The organism is Novosphingobium chloroacetimidivorans, assembly GCF_014204535.1.
In the GTDB taxonomy this organism is placed as follows: Bacteria; Pseudomonadota; Alphaproteobacteria; order Sphingomonadales; family Sphingomonadaceae; genus Novosphingobium; species Novosphingobium chloroacetimidivorans.
This window is the reverse complement of record NZ_JACHLR010000017.1, coordinates 90,955-104,057: the sequence shown is the minus strand read 5'-3', so window position 1 is coordinate 104,057 and position 13,103 is coordinate 90,955. Positions and strand designations below refer to the sequence as shown.

Below are 13,103 nucleotides of genomic sequence, written 5' to 3'. Positions count from 1 at the left end.
TCCGTCAAATCAAACCGCGCCATATCAATCCCCTTCTCGGAGAATGAATCAGATCGCCGCCCCTTTGGGAATCCTGTTTATGGGTATGTGACCTAAGGTGCTTGCATGGGGGAAGATTCTGACATCGAGCGCTTCATCGCACACTGGCGCGACACCGGTGGATCTGAACTCGCGAATACGCAAAGCTTCATCAATGGCCTCTGTCGGCTGATCGGTGTCGAGCCGCCGCACGGGAGCCGTACCGATGATGCACTGAACGATTATGTTTTCGAGCGTCGCGTGTTCCAGGACAATGGTGACGGAACGGTCAGCTTCGGCCGGATCGACTGCTACAAGCGCGGCGCGTTCATCCTTGAAGCAAAGCAGGGAAGCGATGCCGATCGCGCCGCTGCCGAGCGTGGCGAGGACGATCTCGACCTGTTCGGTCAGACCGCGTCCACGCGGCTGAAGCGCGGCACCGCGCGGCGCGGCACGCCGGGCTGGGCGAAGGCAATGGTGCAAGCCAAGGGCCAGGCCGAGCGCTATGCCAAGGCCCTGCCCGCGGACCATGGCTGGCCGCCGTTCCTGCTGGTCGCGGACGTGGGCTACTGCATCGAAGTCTATGCCGACTTCTCCGGCACGGGGAAGGCCTATGCGCAGTTCCCGGACCGCTCGCGCTATCGCATCATGCTCGACGATCTGCGCGATCCGGAAGTGCGCGAGCGGCTGGCGGCGATCTGGGACGCACCCGCCAGCCTCGATCCCGCCGCCCGCGCAGCGCGGGTCACCCGCGAGATCGCAGACCTGCTCGCCACCGTCGCGCGCCGGCTGGAGAAGCAGGGCCACACCGCAGAGCGGACCAGCGGCTTCCTGATGCGCCTGCTCTTCACGATGTTCGCCGAAGACAGCGGGCTGATCCCGGAGAAGAGCTTCACCAACCTGCTCAAGAACCAGCGCGCGGCGCCGCAGCATCTGGAGCACCAATTGACCGCCTTGTGGACGGCGATGGACCGCGGCGAGTTCTCGCCTGCGCTCGGCGTGCCGCTCAAGCGGTTCAACGGCTACCTGTTCAAGGACCGCACGGCCATCGCGCTCGATGCCGAGGAGCTGGAGGTGCTGATCCAGGCAGCCGAGCATCGCTGGACGGAAGTCGAGCCCGCCATCTTCGGCACGCTGCTGGAGCGGGCGCTCAACCCCAAGGAGCGCGCCAAGCTGGGCGCGCACTACACGCCGCGCGCCTATGTCGAGCGGCTGGTCGGGCCGACGATCATCGAGCCGCTGCGCGCCGACTGGGCTGGCGTGCGCGTCGCTGCGTCGGAGCTGATCGACCAGGGCAAGGCCGAGGACGCGCGCCGCACGGTGGAGACCTTCCACACCCGGCTCGCGCAGACCCGAGTCCTCGATCCCGCCGGCGGTACGGGCAACTTCCTCTACGTCGCCATGGCGCGGATGAAGGAGCTGGAAGGCGAAGTGCTCGACCTGCTGGTAGACCTCGGCGACGACCAGTACCTTGCCGAGCTGACCGGCCACACGATCACGCCGGAGAACTTTCTGGGCATCGAGATCAACCCGCGCGCCGCGGCCATCGCGCAGCTGGTGCTGTGGATCGGCTATCTCCAGTGGCACTTCCGCGTCAACGGCGCCGACCGCCCGCCGCCCGAGCCGATCCTGCGTGACATCCGCACCATCGAGAACCGCGACGCGCTGATCGAATGGGACGACCGTGTGCTGGAGCGCGACGAGAACGGCGCCCCCGTCACCCGCTGGGACGGCGAGACGATGAAGCCCCATCCGGTCACCGGCAAGCCGGTGCCCGACGAGACGGCGCGGGCGGAGGTCTACCGCTACGTCAACCCGCGCGCGGCGGCGTGGCCGAAGGCGGATTTTATCCTCGGCAATCCTCCATTCCACGGTGCGCGTACGGTGCGCTCAAACAATAACGGCGGCTACATCGAGGCAGTCCGCATCAGTTATCCAAGCATTCCCGACCACGCAGACTTTGTCATGTTCTGGTGGCACAAAGCGGCCGTGCTCCTTCAGCGCAATAGCGTTCGTAGATTTGGGTTCATTACCACCAAAAGTATAACGCAGACCTTTTCCCGCACAGTTATGTCTCACCACTTGGACGGTCCCAACCCTATTTCTCTGGTGTACGCGATTCCTAATCATCCGTGGATCGATGAATCAAACGGGGCATCGGTGAGAGTCGCCTTCACGGTTGCCTGCGAGGGGAAAAGCGTGGGTAGACTTATGACTGTGGCCCAGGAGAAGCCAGCTGAAAACGGGGAGTTTGAGGTTCAATATGCTGAAGAGCTTGGCATAATCAGCGCGGGATTCCGCACGAGGGTCGATCTACAGCAGGCGATGAGCTTGCAATCAAACGCCAGGCTATGCTCGGTTGGCTTTCAGCTGACTGGAAGTGGATTTATTGTTGATGACGAATTCGTGGATGCTCTCACGTATGCTGAGAAAGGGGAGTTTATACACGACCTGATTGGCGCACGCGAGATTGTTCAGAAGGCCCAGCATCGCAGGGTCATCGACGCGTGCCATTTTCGCACCGCGGACGATTTGAAGAACGCCAGCGGCGCAGTCTTTCAGCGTCTGTACACGTCTGTTAAACCTGAGCGTGACACAAACGCGCGTTCGTCTGTGCGAGATAACTGGTGGATATACGGTGAAGCAAGAAACACCTTTCGTCCCACGCTTAAAGGCATCAGCCAACAGATTGTGACACCCTTGACTGCTAAGCATAGGATTTTCGTCAGATTACCCGTGACGACGCGTCCAGATAGTACGTGCGTCATGATCGGGATTGGTGACAGCTATCATCACGGGGTTCTATCGAGCTCGATCCATTTGATTTGGGCATTAGCTAATGGAGGACGCTTAGGGGTCGGAGACGACGCTCGCTACCTCAAAGCGGCCTGCTTCGATCCTTTCCCTTTTCCGGCAGACATTCTTTGTTGGCAGCACGATCTCATAAGTAGTGAAGCCGAAGCCCTCGACGCGCTCCGCAAGCGCGTGCTGGCCGAGCATGCCGACCTGACGCTCACCAAGCTCTATAACGTCCTTCAAGTGCTGCGCGAAGGCCGAGCGCTGACGCCGCAGGAGCGCGACATTCACGATCGCGGGCTCGTGACGCTGATCCGCCAGCATCACGACGCGATCGACGAGGGCGTGGCGGATGCCTATGGCTGGGGCGACGATCATCGCGCCGGCACGCTCGACGAGGAGACGATCCTCACCCGCCTCGTCGCGCTCAACAAGGAACGAGCGGCGGAGGAGGCGCGCGGGCTGGTGCGCTATCTGCGGCCCGAGTTCCAGGACCCCGGCTATCGCGCGCCGGTCGCGACCACGCTCGACCTCGGAGAGGCGGCGGTGGCGCCGGTCAGCAACGTCATCCCCTGGCCCGCGACCTTGCCCGAGCAGGTCGGCGCGGTGCAGTCGATCCTCGCCGCCGCGCCCGCCCCCCTCGGCGCCGCGGACATTGCCCGCAGCTTCAAGGGCAAGCGCGCCGCCACCGTGCGCCCTGTGCTCGATGCGCTCGCCGGCCTCGGCATGGCGCGCCGCCTCAATGACGGACGCTACGCCGCATGAGCGACCTCAAGCCGTTCCGCACCACTCCATCCGGCGTGTCCGAGCTGCCAGGCGGTGCGATGGCTCTTCCACGCGTCGTCCTTTCGCTTTTTCAAATTGGGAAACAAGAAGCCGCTCCTGGCTGGTCCAGCTGCGCAAGATGCAGTGAGTGAATCGAAGTGGCCCAAGTTGGTTGGTGTCGTTAAACAGTGCCGGCGCCAGGCAATGGCAGTGATCCTTGATGAAGCGGACATCGGCCTGCACTCGGATGCGCCGCTGGAAGGCTATCGACGAATGTCCGTTACTGTCGCGCGACGCTGGCTCCACTGCAGTCGCAGCGATGAGACGTCGGTCTGCAATCAAGCCGCCAATTACATGCATGACTTGCCGGTTTCTTCGGAAGGAGCAGGCGAACTGGTGTTGTCTCGCGTAAGGTCGCGCAACAGGCGAGCAGGGCGATTGTCAGCGCAAGCGACATAAGGCATCTACTCCCTGGGTTTCCCGGGGGGTTTTGTGGTCGCAAGATACGCGTCGTTCGTCATAGGTCTTCTTGCCACCACTGCGCCGGCATTTGCCGGCGAAACAGTGCTCTATGGTCCAGCCCCGAAATGGGTCGAAAATCGCGATCGTGCGAAGATCGATACCGCATCGAACACCGCGATCACGCTTCTGGATGTGCAACAGCGGATCGAGGGGGAGACGCTGTCCATCTATGTCGATCAAGCCTTCAAGCTAGCCAGTCCGGAGTCGCTGACGCAGAGCGGGACGAGCACGGCTTCGTGGATGCCCGACAAGGGCGATCTCACCGTGCACCGAGTGGAAATCCTGCGCGCAGGCCAAGTGATCGACGTCCTCAAGGGCGGTGCGCGCTACGAAGTGCTGCGGCGCGAACCCGGGCTGGAACAGCGCCAGCTCGATGGCATGCTGACTGCAACTCTGGCCATACCCGGCCTCCAGGTCGGCGACGTGTTGCGCATCGCCTACAGCCAGAGCATCCGCGACAAGGCTTTGCAGGGCAAGGTGCAGGTCAACAGCACATTGTTGACCCTCCCGGTAGAAGCCGGATTCGCGCGCACCACCGTATCGTGGCCCAAGGGCATGGCCGTGAAATGGCGGGCAGGGCCGGCTGCCGGCAGCCCGCGCGAGACCGTCGAGGACGGCTGGCACACCGTCTCCGTGCCGCTTCCGCTGCCCAAGCGTGAGGAGATGCCACAAGGCGTGCCGTCGCGCTTCACGCGCCCGCCTTCGCTCGAAGCGACCACGTTCGCGAGCTGGGATGAGGTGTCGCGCGTGTTCGCGCCCCTCTATTCCATCAAGGGTGCGATTGCGCCCGGCAGTCCGCTGGCCAAGGAGGTGGCGAAGATCGCGGACAAGAGCCCCGATCCGCTGACCCGCGCAGCGCTCGCCACTCGTCTGGTGCAGGATCAGGTGAGCTACCTGATGAACGGCATGTCCGGTGGCAACTACGTGCCACAGGCCCCGGCGCAGACGTGGGTTTCTCGCTACGGCGACTGCAAGGCCAAGTCGCTGCTGCTGCTCTCGATGCTGGAAGCGCTCGGGATCGAGGCCGAAGTCGTCGCGGTGAACAGCCGGGCAGGGGATGCCTTGCCGGACCTGCTGCCGATGCCCGCGGCTTTCGATCACGTCATCGTGCGGGCGCAGATCGCGGGCGAGACCTACTGGCTGGATGGCACTGCCACCGGCACGCGGCTGGCCACGCTGGCCGATGTGCCGCCCTTCCGAAATGCCCTGCCGATCCGTGTCGACGGCGCGTCGCTGACGGCGATCGCGCCGCGCGTACCGCAACTGCCGATGGCTACGGTCAAGATGGTGATCGACCAGCGCGGCGGGGTCGACATTCCCGCGCTGGTGACGGCGACGACTACTTTCTCTGGCGTGCTCGGCAGCAACATGGGCGCCGTGCTCGGGCAGGCGAGCGTCGAGCAGAAGAAGCAACTGATCGATTCCTTCGCCGGCTCGGTATTCAATACCTTGTCAAAGACCGGCGGACTGGTGTCCGACGGCGAGATGAGCTTCGATCCGGAAACCGGCATGGCCACGATCACCGTCAAAGGGATCGTATCCACCCGGTTCGGCGATCGCGACGGTACCAAGCGGATGGACCTTTCGGCCCTTGCCAGCGCCAACGAGACCTTCGATTTCGATCGCAGCCGCGCGACCTGGAAGACCCTTCCGGTAGACCTTGGACCCGCGCGCCGCATGCGCGAGGAAGTGGAAGTGCTGTTGCCGGTGGACGAGCCGGGTTTCAAGCTGGGCGGCAAGCCTGACTACGAAGTGTTCTATGCGGGTAAGACCGCGACGCGAAAGGGCGTGCTCGAAGGGCAGCGATTGATCGTGTCCGAGGAGCATGCGGCACTTGGTGGCGAGCTGCCTTCGGCCGACATCCCGGTCGAGAAGGCCAAGGCGCTTCGCCTGAAGAACACCACGCCGTTCCTGACCGCGCCGGTGACCGCCGCGCGCGCATGGCGTTACCAGTCCGCCGCGCTCAAGACGCGACTGGCGCCTGTCGAGGCGGCTTATGCCCAGGCTATCGCCCGTGCTCCAGTAGCCGAGCGGGGCGCCGGGTTAGTCGGGCGAGCGAGCCTTCGCGGCGGTACATATGATCTTGAAGGCGCGATCGCCGATTACGACAAGGCCATCGCCATCCAACCCGATGCGGAAAGCTATAGTCGCCGCGGCTACCTCAAGCGGCAGCTTGGCCGGGTGGACGCCGCGATCGCGGACTTGCGCGAAGCGTTAAAGCTCTCGCCATCGGTCGACAGCGCCATGGCCCTTGCGGACACGCTCGGCTACGCCGGCCAGAGCGAGGAAGCGCTCAAGCTGCTCGCCGAATATGACGACATGGGGGACGAGCACAGCGCGGTGGTGCAGGTCCGCACGGACGTGCTGGCCTATGCCGGAAAGGGCGACGACGGTGTCAAGGAGATCGACGCGCTGATCGAGGAAAAGCCGGGCGATACCTCGCTGCTCAACGCTTCTTGCTGGTATCGCGCGCGGTTCCGCGTGGGCGTGGATGGCATGATGCAGATCTGTAACCAGGCGGTGGAAAGGGCGTCCAATGCTCCCGCCGTGCTCGACAGCAGGGCGATGGCCGGGATCGCCAGCGGCAACCTCGCCGCAGCGCTCGCCGATGCCGAGGCCGCGCTGAAGATTGCGCCGGGGCAGGTCTCGACGCAATACGTTAGAGCGTGGATCGCGAACGCGATGGGCAGATCGGATGCGCAGTCGGACCTTGCCTATTTCCGCAAAGTGATGCCCGGCCTCGTGCAGGAGTACGCACGCTACGGATTGAAGTAATGCGGGGGGCGCGGCTTGATCCACGCCTTCCTTCTGTCCCGTCCGGATAAGTGAATCGGGATATCGCTGGCTGTGCACGCCTCTTGGTAGCACACGCTTCATCGCTCTTTGTCACGGTCCGCATTTCTGTCGCCGGCTCATGCCAACGCTGCCGCTCAAAAGCAGAGTGAAGAACGACGGCTTGCAAAAGCCATCGGCCGCTTTCTCACGATAGCCCAATGAACGGAGCGCAGCTTTGAGTTAATCCTCTCGAGGCGTCCAGCGGCGGCTAAGTTGGCGACTTCGAAACTTGAGCCTCTCAGCTGGTTTCCAGAACCGGATGCCCAGGCCGCATGTCGTCAAGCTGCCGCTCAACGGTGGCACGCTGCGCATCCGTGCCGCTTCAGTTAACATCCCCGTTGCAATGGGCCTGCGTCGTCATGTCGCGCACGATCACCTTGCCAAGCGCTTGGCGCCAAGTCTGCGAGGCGCCGCCTCTCTGCCGGACGAGGCGTGCGGATTTGCAAGGTCGCGGAGCGAAAGGTGTTGCCGCAATCGGGGCGACTGTGGCCAGAGCCTGCGGCCTTTGTCTCACCCTGTACCGCTAAAGATTGCCCATCCACCGTCGGCCCCGCGCAGGCGGGGCCCCCCCGCTTGTTCTTCCTGCTACTGCGCGTGTTCGACGATAGCGGGGCTCCCGCCTGCGCGGGGGCGACGGGGATGGAGGGAGTGAACTTTGCCTTCTTTCAGGCGCGGCGTCTCCCCAAGATAGTAGCGGATTAGCCGGCTGCGTCGTGCCGGGGTTGATCCGGGACCGGTTGCGGCAGCGATGACCCTCAGGTTACGTGCCGGAACAACGCAGTCCTACACCGCCGGGCTATGCGCCACCGCAGTGCCGGACGCGGCCCAGTTGGCGTAGCTTTTCTCTTCTACCAGCTCCGATCCCAGGGCGTCGTTGATCCGGCGCTTGATGGCCGCGCGCAGGTCATTCTTCTTGTACACGGCGCGGGCTAGCTGGATGAAGCGCTGGCCGAAGTCGCCTTTCGCCTCGCGCTCGCGAATCTTGTCCTCGATCTCCCACAGCTCCTCGTTCACCGCGCGCAACTGATCGATCAGCCCGGGCACGTCTCCAATGGCCTCGCCCGCCACCCGGCGCAGCGAGGCGAGTTCGTGCGCGACATTGGCGCGGGCGTCGCGATCGGCGATGCGTTCGGACTTGATCTGCAGGATGGTGATCTTGTCGACGAGTTCGCCCCACGACACGGGCACGCGGGGGCAGCAGTCGATCGGGCTCATCGGGCAAACTCCGGTTGCAGGGGGAACGTCAGGTCAAGATCATGCGCCAGCGCGGCGACCGCGCCGGCCCAGTCGCCAGGGGCCGGCTGCGCGTAGAGGCGCGCGCTCGGGTACCATTCGCTGCGGCCGGTTTCGGGCGCCCAGCGCCAATCGGGCGCGTGCTTGAGGAGCAGCCACACCGGCTTGCCGAGCGCGCCGGCCAAGTGCGCGATCATCGTGTCGACCGTGATGATCAACGCGCAACCGGCGACCAGCGCCGCCGTCTCGGCCATGTCGAACGAGCAGCCTTGCGGATTGCGGACCGGCAGCGTGGTGGCCTGGGCATCGAGCGTCACGCACTCGCGTCCGGTGAGGAGCGGGCCGAGCAGGTCGGGTGAAATCGAGCGCTGCGCGTCCCAGTCTCCCGAGGAACAGCACAGGCCGATCGTGCCCGAAGGCAGGTCTGACGGTTTGACGTGGAGATAAGGGGGCGCACACTCGCTCGGCGGCACGCGCAGCGCGAACGACAGCTCCATGATTTCGACGTCGCGCTCGGCCGGCGCGAGCGGATGGGCCGGGTCGAAGGGCACGACGCGGTCAGCGATGTTCGCGGGCAATAGCGGGATCAGGCGTGGCTGGATCTCGAGCGTGACCGAGCGAGCACGACGGCGCAGCTCGGGCAGGAAGCGCAGGAACTGGATGGTGTCGCCCAGGCCATGGTAGCAGCGCACCAGCACGTCGCAGCCGTCCACTGGCGCCATGTCCCAGACCCAGCGCAAGTGATAGGGCAGGGCGGGGTTGTCACGCTCGGCCAGCGGTCTAAGCGCCGCTTGCCGGGCATTGAGCGCCCATGCGCGTTCGTGGTTTCCCGCGCGGATCGCCTCCATCCATTCGTCGTGAAGCGTGCCCATCAGCTCTTGGCGTTATGCTCGGGCTTGCCCTTGCGCTTGGTATGGGCAAGCTCTTCCAGCTGCTTCTCGCTCATCGACTCCGCCATCGACTTGGAGGCGCCCTGAAGCTTGCTTTTGGGCGTGTCCCCGCGCTTGGCGGAGAGCGCCGCGCCTGCGGCCTTTTGCTGGGCAGCGGATTTTGCCGGCACGTCCTGCACCTCCTGCGATGATGCCGGGTCAACGCGCGGGAATCGCGGCGGTTCGATGGATGCGGGAAAAAGGATGTGCGATTGGCTGGGTTGAAGAAGAGACACTTGCCAAGTTCAGGGTGACGGCGTGGTTCGTGTGGGCCACTCGCCATCCGGACGGTAATGCGCTCTGCAAGGAACCATCCTGCGCTCCACGCCTTTCGTGCGGTTGATGGCACAGGCACGCGACACGCCCTGGTGGGAGCGGGGGGTGGTCTACCAGATCTACCCGCGATCGTTCCAGGACTCCAACGGCGACGGCATCGGCGACCTTGCCGGCATCGCCGCACGGCTGGACTACGTGGCGGCGCTGGGCGTCGATGCGATCTGGCTGTCGCCGATCTTCCCCTCGCCGATGGCGGACTTCGGCTACGACGTGGCGGATTACTGCGGGGTCGAGCCGATCTTCGGGGATCTCGCCGCGTTCGACGCTTTGCTGGAGGCGGTGCATGCGCGGGGGTTGAAGCTGCTGCTCGACTTCGTGCCGAACCACAGTTCGGACCAGCATGCCTGGTTTAAGGAAAGTCGCTCCTCGCGCGACAATCCCAAGCGCGACTGGTACATCTGGCGCGATCCGGCACCCGATGGCGGCCCACCCAACAACTGGGTGAGCGACTTCGGCGGCTCGTCCTGGGAGTGGGACGAGGCAACGGGTCAGTACTACCTGCATGCCTTCCTGAAGGAGCAGCCGGACCTCAACTGGCGCAATCCGGCGCTGCGCGCGGCGATGATGGACGTCATGCGCTTCTGGTTCGATCGCGGCGTGGACGGCTTTCGCATCGATGTCCTGTGGCACATCGTCAAGCACGCCGACTTGCTCGACAATCCGGTGAACCCGGCCTGGACGCCCGAGGTACGCGAGCGGGACAAGCTGCTGCAGCACCATTCCACCGACCAGCCCGAGGCGCATGCCTTCTCGGCCGAGATGCGCGCTCTCGCGGACAGTTACGGTGAGCGAGTGCTGATCGGCGAGATCTTCCTGCCCAACGACCGGCACGCGCGATGGTACGGCACCCCTGAGCGTCCGCAGGTGCACTTGCCGTTCAACTTCCAGCTGGTCGAAAACGAATGGGACGCGGGCTCGCTGCGGCAGGTCATCGGCGAGTACGAAGCATCGCTGCCCGGGCATGGCTGGCCCAACTGGGTGCTCGGCAGCCACGACGCCGCCAGGATCGCCGCGCGTATCGGCGAGGCGCAGGCGCGGGTGGCTGCCATGCTGCTGCTGACCTTGCGCGGCACGCCGACGCTCTACCAGGGCGACGAGCTGGGTATCGGCGAGGTGACGATCCCGTCAGACCGCATGCGTGATCCGCAGCACTTGCGCGAGCCCGAGCGGGGCATCGGCCGGGACCGCTCACGCACGCCGATGCCGTGGAGCGATGCGCCGTTCGCCGGGTTCAGCACGGTCGAGCCATGGCTGCCGCTCAACGACGATTGGCGTACCCGCAACGTCGCCGCGCAGGAGGCGGACGAGGGCTCGCTGCTGCAGTTCTACCGGTCATTGCTGAAGTTGCGGCGAGAGCATCCGGCGCTGGCGATCGGCATCTTCGCGCTGACTGAGGCCGAGGACGAGGTGCTTTCCTACATGCGCGAGGCTGGCAGCGAGACGCTGCTGGTTGTGCTCAACCTGGGCTCGCAGCAGCGGCGCTACACCTTACCGCCTGGTTATGTCGTGCGCGAGACGCTCGCCTCTACCAAGCCCGACCGAGCATCCGACGGCACCGTCCAACCGGATGAGGGCCTGATCTTGCGACTTGAGGGGGAACACTGATGCGCATCGCCATGCTGGCGCCAATCGCCTGGCGCACGCCGCCGCGGCATTACGGGCCTTGGGAGCTGGTCACCAGCCTGCTCACCGAGGCGCTGGTGCGCAAGGGCGTGGACGTGACGCTGTTCGCCACGCAGGACAGCCTCACCGCCGGCACGCTCGACGGGGTGGTCCCCGCGCCTTACAGCGAAGATCCGTCCATCGATGCCAAGGTGTGGGAGCATCGCCACCTGGCGCATCTGTTCGGGCAGGCGGACCGCTTCGACTTGATCCACAACCAGGCGGACTTCCCGGCACATGCTTTCGCCAACCTAGTCACCACGCCGATGGTGACGACGATCCACGGCTTTTCGTCGGATCGCATCCTGCCGATGTACGAGCCCTACCAGGACCGTGTGCACTACGTCGCGATCAGTGATGCCGACCGGCACCCGCGACTGCGCTATGCGGCGACGATCCACCACGGCATCGACATCGACAGCTTCCCGTTCGATCCGGTGGGCAGCGACGACCTGCTGTTCTTCGGCCGAATGCACCCGGACAAGGGCGCGCACCATGCACTGGAGGTGGCACGCGCCGCGGGGCGTTCGCTGGACCTTTATGGCATCGTGCAGGACCAGGGCTACTTCGAGCGCGAGGTGACACCAAGGCTTGGCGACTTGGCCCGATACCACGGGCCGGTGGGCGGGGCCGATCGCCTGCGTGCGCTCGGCAGTGCCCGCGCGTTGCTGCATCTGATCGACTTTGACGAACCATTCGGGCTATCGGTGGTTGAAGCCATGGCGTGCGGCACGCCGGTCATCGCCACGCGGCGCGGCTCGATGGCCGAGATCATCGAACATGGCGTCAACGGCTTCCTGGTGGAAACCCCCGGGGAAGCGATCGCGGCGGTGGAGTCTATCGGCCGGCTGGATCGTGCCAAGGTGCGCGAGAGCGTGGCGGCGCGCTTCCATGTCGATCGCATGGCAGATGCATACATCGCGCTCTACCGGCGCATCCTCAATGGCGAAGGGGGGGCACTGCCCTTGGCCTCGGCGCAATTCGCCTGATCCGACAGAGACTTGCGGATCGATCGCGCTCGGCGACTGGTTGTCGAGGCGAAGTCTTCAGGAGGATGTGCATGCTCCGTTCGATCTTCACGAAGCCCGGCATGTGCCCGACGCAAACGGGGAATGACGACTAACACACGATAGAGAGCATCAGGGCGGCAGGTGGGAGCTCCAACACTCCCACCTGCCCGCGTTCAGCTGCTTGCGTGTACCGGCTGCGTCGATCCGGACTTCGGCTCCGCCATCCGGCGATGCATCTGCGCCACCACTTCGTCCGGCAGGATGTCGGAGAAGAACGACTGCACCTTGTTCATGAAGCCGCTGGTGATCTGCAGGTCGCCGGACAGCAGGGCCTTGTAGCCGTCACGCGCCACCTTGGCGGGATCCGACTTGCTGCCTTGGCCGGCATTGGTGTCCAACATGCCGGCGCGCTCGAAGAACTCGGTGTCGACCGGGCCGGGCTCAAGGCAGGTGATGACGACGTTGGTGTCCTTCAGCTCGTTGGACAGCCCGTTGCAGAAGTCGTCGATGAACGCCTTGGTCGAGTTGTAGACCAGCTGGAACGTGCCCGGAATGTGCCCGGCGATCGACCCGGTCACCAGGATGCGCCCTTCATTACGCGCGCGCATCTGGCGTGCGACGGCGTGGATCAGGTGCACGGTGCCGGTGACGTTGGTGTCGATCACATGGCGCGCCTCTTCCCATTCCTGGTCGAGGAAGCCCTTGCCCAGGCCATGACCCGCATTGGCGAACAGCGCCGCGACCCGGCGGCCGCCGATCCTGGCGATGACCTGCTCGACACCTTCATCGGTCGCAAGGTCGACTTGCAGGCTCTCGACCTCCGGTGCACCCGCGGCGCGGGCGGCGGCCACGCCTTCGGTCAAGTCGCGGTCCGCCACAAGCAGGAGCGAGGCGCCATCCTGCGCCGCCAGTTTGGCCAGTTCCAGACCGATGCCGCTCGACGCGCCGGTGACGACGACGAAGCCCGACAGGGCCTCGACACTATGCTTGCCCATGA

At 64.8% G+C, this 13,103-nt stretch carries 8 protein-coding genes; 4 read left to right on the top strand and 4 right to left on the bottom strand.

The genetic code is table 11. The features are described from left to right. Window positions 1-105 precede the first annotated feature (105 nt). Both HNO88_RS17290 and HNO88_RS17285 read left to right on the top strand, forming a co-directional pair. Window positions 106-3,579, top strand: coding sequence for a class I SAM-dependent DNA methyltransferase (locus HNO88_RS17290; protein WP_184248468.1), 3,474 nt, complete (start codon window positions 106-108; stop codon window positions 3,577-3,579). A 564-nt stretch (window positions 3,580-4,143) separates the two neighbouring features. Next, window positions 4,144-6,876, top strand: a complete 2,733-nt coding sequence (locus HNO88_RS17285; RefSeq protein WP_184248465.1) for a DUF3857 domain-containing protein — start codon at window positions 4,144-4,146, stop codon at window positions 6,874-6,876. An 843-nt stretch (window positions 6,877-7,719) separates the two neighbouring features. On the opposite strand, the gene HNO88_RS17280 is transcribed toward HNO88_RS17285, so the two are convergent. The 3 genes from HNO88_RS17280 to HNO88_RS17270 are packed head-to-tail and all read right to left on the bottom strand — an operon-like array spanning window position 7,720 to window position 9,229. Then, complete coding sequence (locus HNO88_RS17280; RefSeq protein WP_184248462.1) at window positions 7,720-8,151, bottom strand: DUF6165 family protein; 432 nt, start codon at window positions 8,149-8,151, stop codon at window positions 7,720-7,722. Next, window positions 8,148-9,041, bottom strand: coding sequence for a glycosyltransferase family 9 protein (locus HNO88_RS17275; protein WP_246381937.1), 894 nt, complete (start codon window positions 9,039-9,041; stop codon window positions 8,148-8,150). The genes HNO88_RS17280 and HNO88_RS17275 overlap by 4 nt, the downstream gene beginning before the upstream one ends. Continuing rightward, window positions 9,041-9,229 carry a DUF3008 family protein gene (locus HNO88_RS17270; protein WP_184248459.1) on the bottom strand — a complete coding sequence of 63 codons (189 nt, stop codon included), beginning with the start codon at window positions 9,227-9,229 and terminating at the stop codon, window positions 9,041-9,043. The genes HNO88_RS17275 and HNO88_RS17270 overlap by 1 nt, the downstream gene beginning before the upstream one ends. Window positions 9,230-9,440: 211 nt before the next feature. Here HNO88_RS17270 and HNO88_RS17265 point away from each other — a divergent pair, with 211 nt between their 5' ends. Next, window positions 9,441-11,039, top strand: a complete 1,599-nt coding sequence (locus HNO88_RS17265) for an alpha-amylase family glycosyl hydrolase (RefSeq protein ID WP_184248456.1) — start codon at window positions 9,441-9,443, stop codon at window positions 11,037-11,039. Further along, the gene (locus HNO88_RS17260) at window positions 11,039-12,085 is read left to right on the top strand and encodes a glycosyltransferase family 4 protein (RefSeq protein ID WP_184248453.1); all 1,047 of its coding nucleotides are present in this window, start codon (window positions 11,039-11,041) and stop codon (window positions 12,083-12,085) included. The genes HNO88_RS17265 and HNO88_RS17260 overlap by 1 nt, the downstream gene beginning before the upstream one ends. A gap of 194 nt (window positions 12,086-12,279) precedes the next feature. Here HNO88_RS17260 and HNO88_RS17255 read toward each other — a convergent pair whose 3' ends face one another. Then, window positions 12,280-13,101 (bottom strand): SDR family NAD(P)-dependent oxidoreductase, encoded by an 822-nt coding sequence (locus tag HNO88_RS17255; protein WP_184248450.1) that lies wholly within the window; start codon window positions 13,099-13,101, stop codon window positions 12,280-12,282. Window positions 13,102-13,103: the final 2 nt, after the last annotated feature.

Bases quoted from the DNA above. Each gene is read 5' to 3' on its own strand.
- HNO88_RS17265 (WP_184248456.1), top strand. From the start codon at position 9,441: ATGGCACAGGCACGCGACACGCCCTGGTGGGAGCGGGGGGTGGTCTAC.
- HNO88_RS17255 (WP_184248450.1), bottom strand. From the start codon at position 13,101: ATGGGCAAGCATAGTGTCGAGGCCCTGTCGGGCTTCGTCGTCGTCACC.
- HNO88_RS17275 (WP_246381937.1), bottom strand. From the start codon at position 9,041: ATGGGCACGCTTCACGACGAATGGATGGAGGCGATCCGCGCGGGAAAC.
- HNO88_RS17280 (WP_184248462.1), bottom strand. From the start codon at position 8,151: ATGAGCCCGATCGACTGCTGCCCCCGCGTGCCCGTGTCGTGGGGCGAA.
- HNO88_RS17260 (WP_184248453.1), top strand. From the start codon at position 11,039: ATGCGCATCGCCATGCTGGCGCCAATCGCCTGGCGCACGCCGCCGCGG.
- HNO88_RS17290 (WP_184248468.1), top strand. From the start codon at position 106: ATGGGGGAAGATTCTGACATCGAGCGCTTCATCGCACACTGGCGCGAC.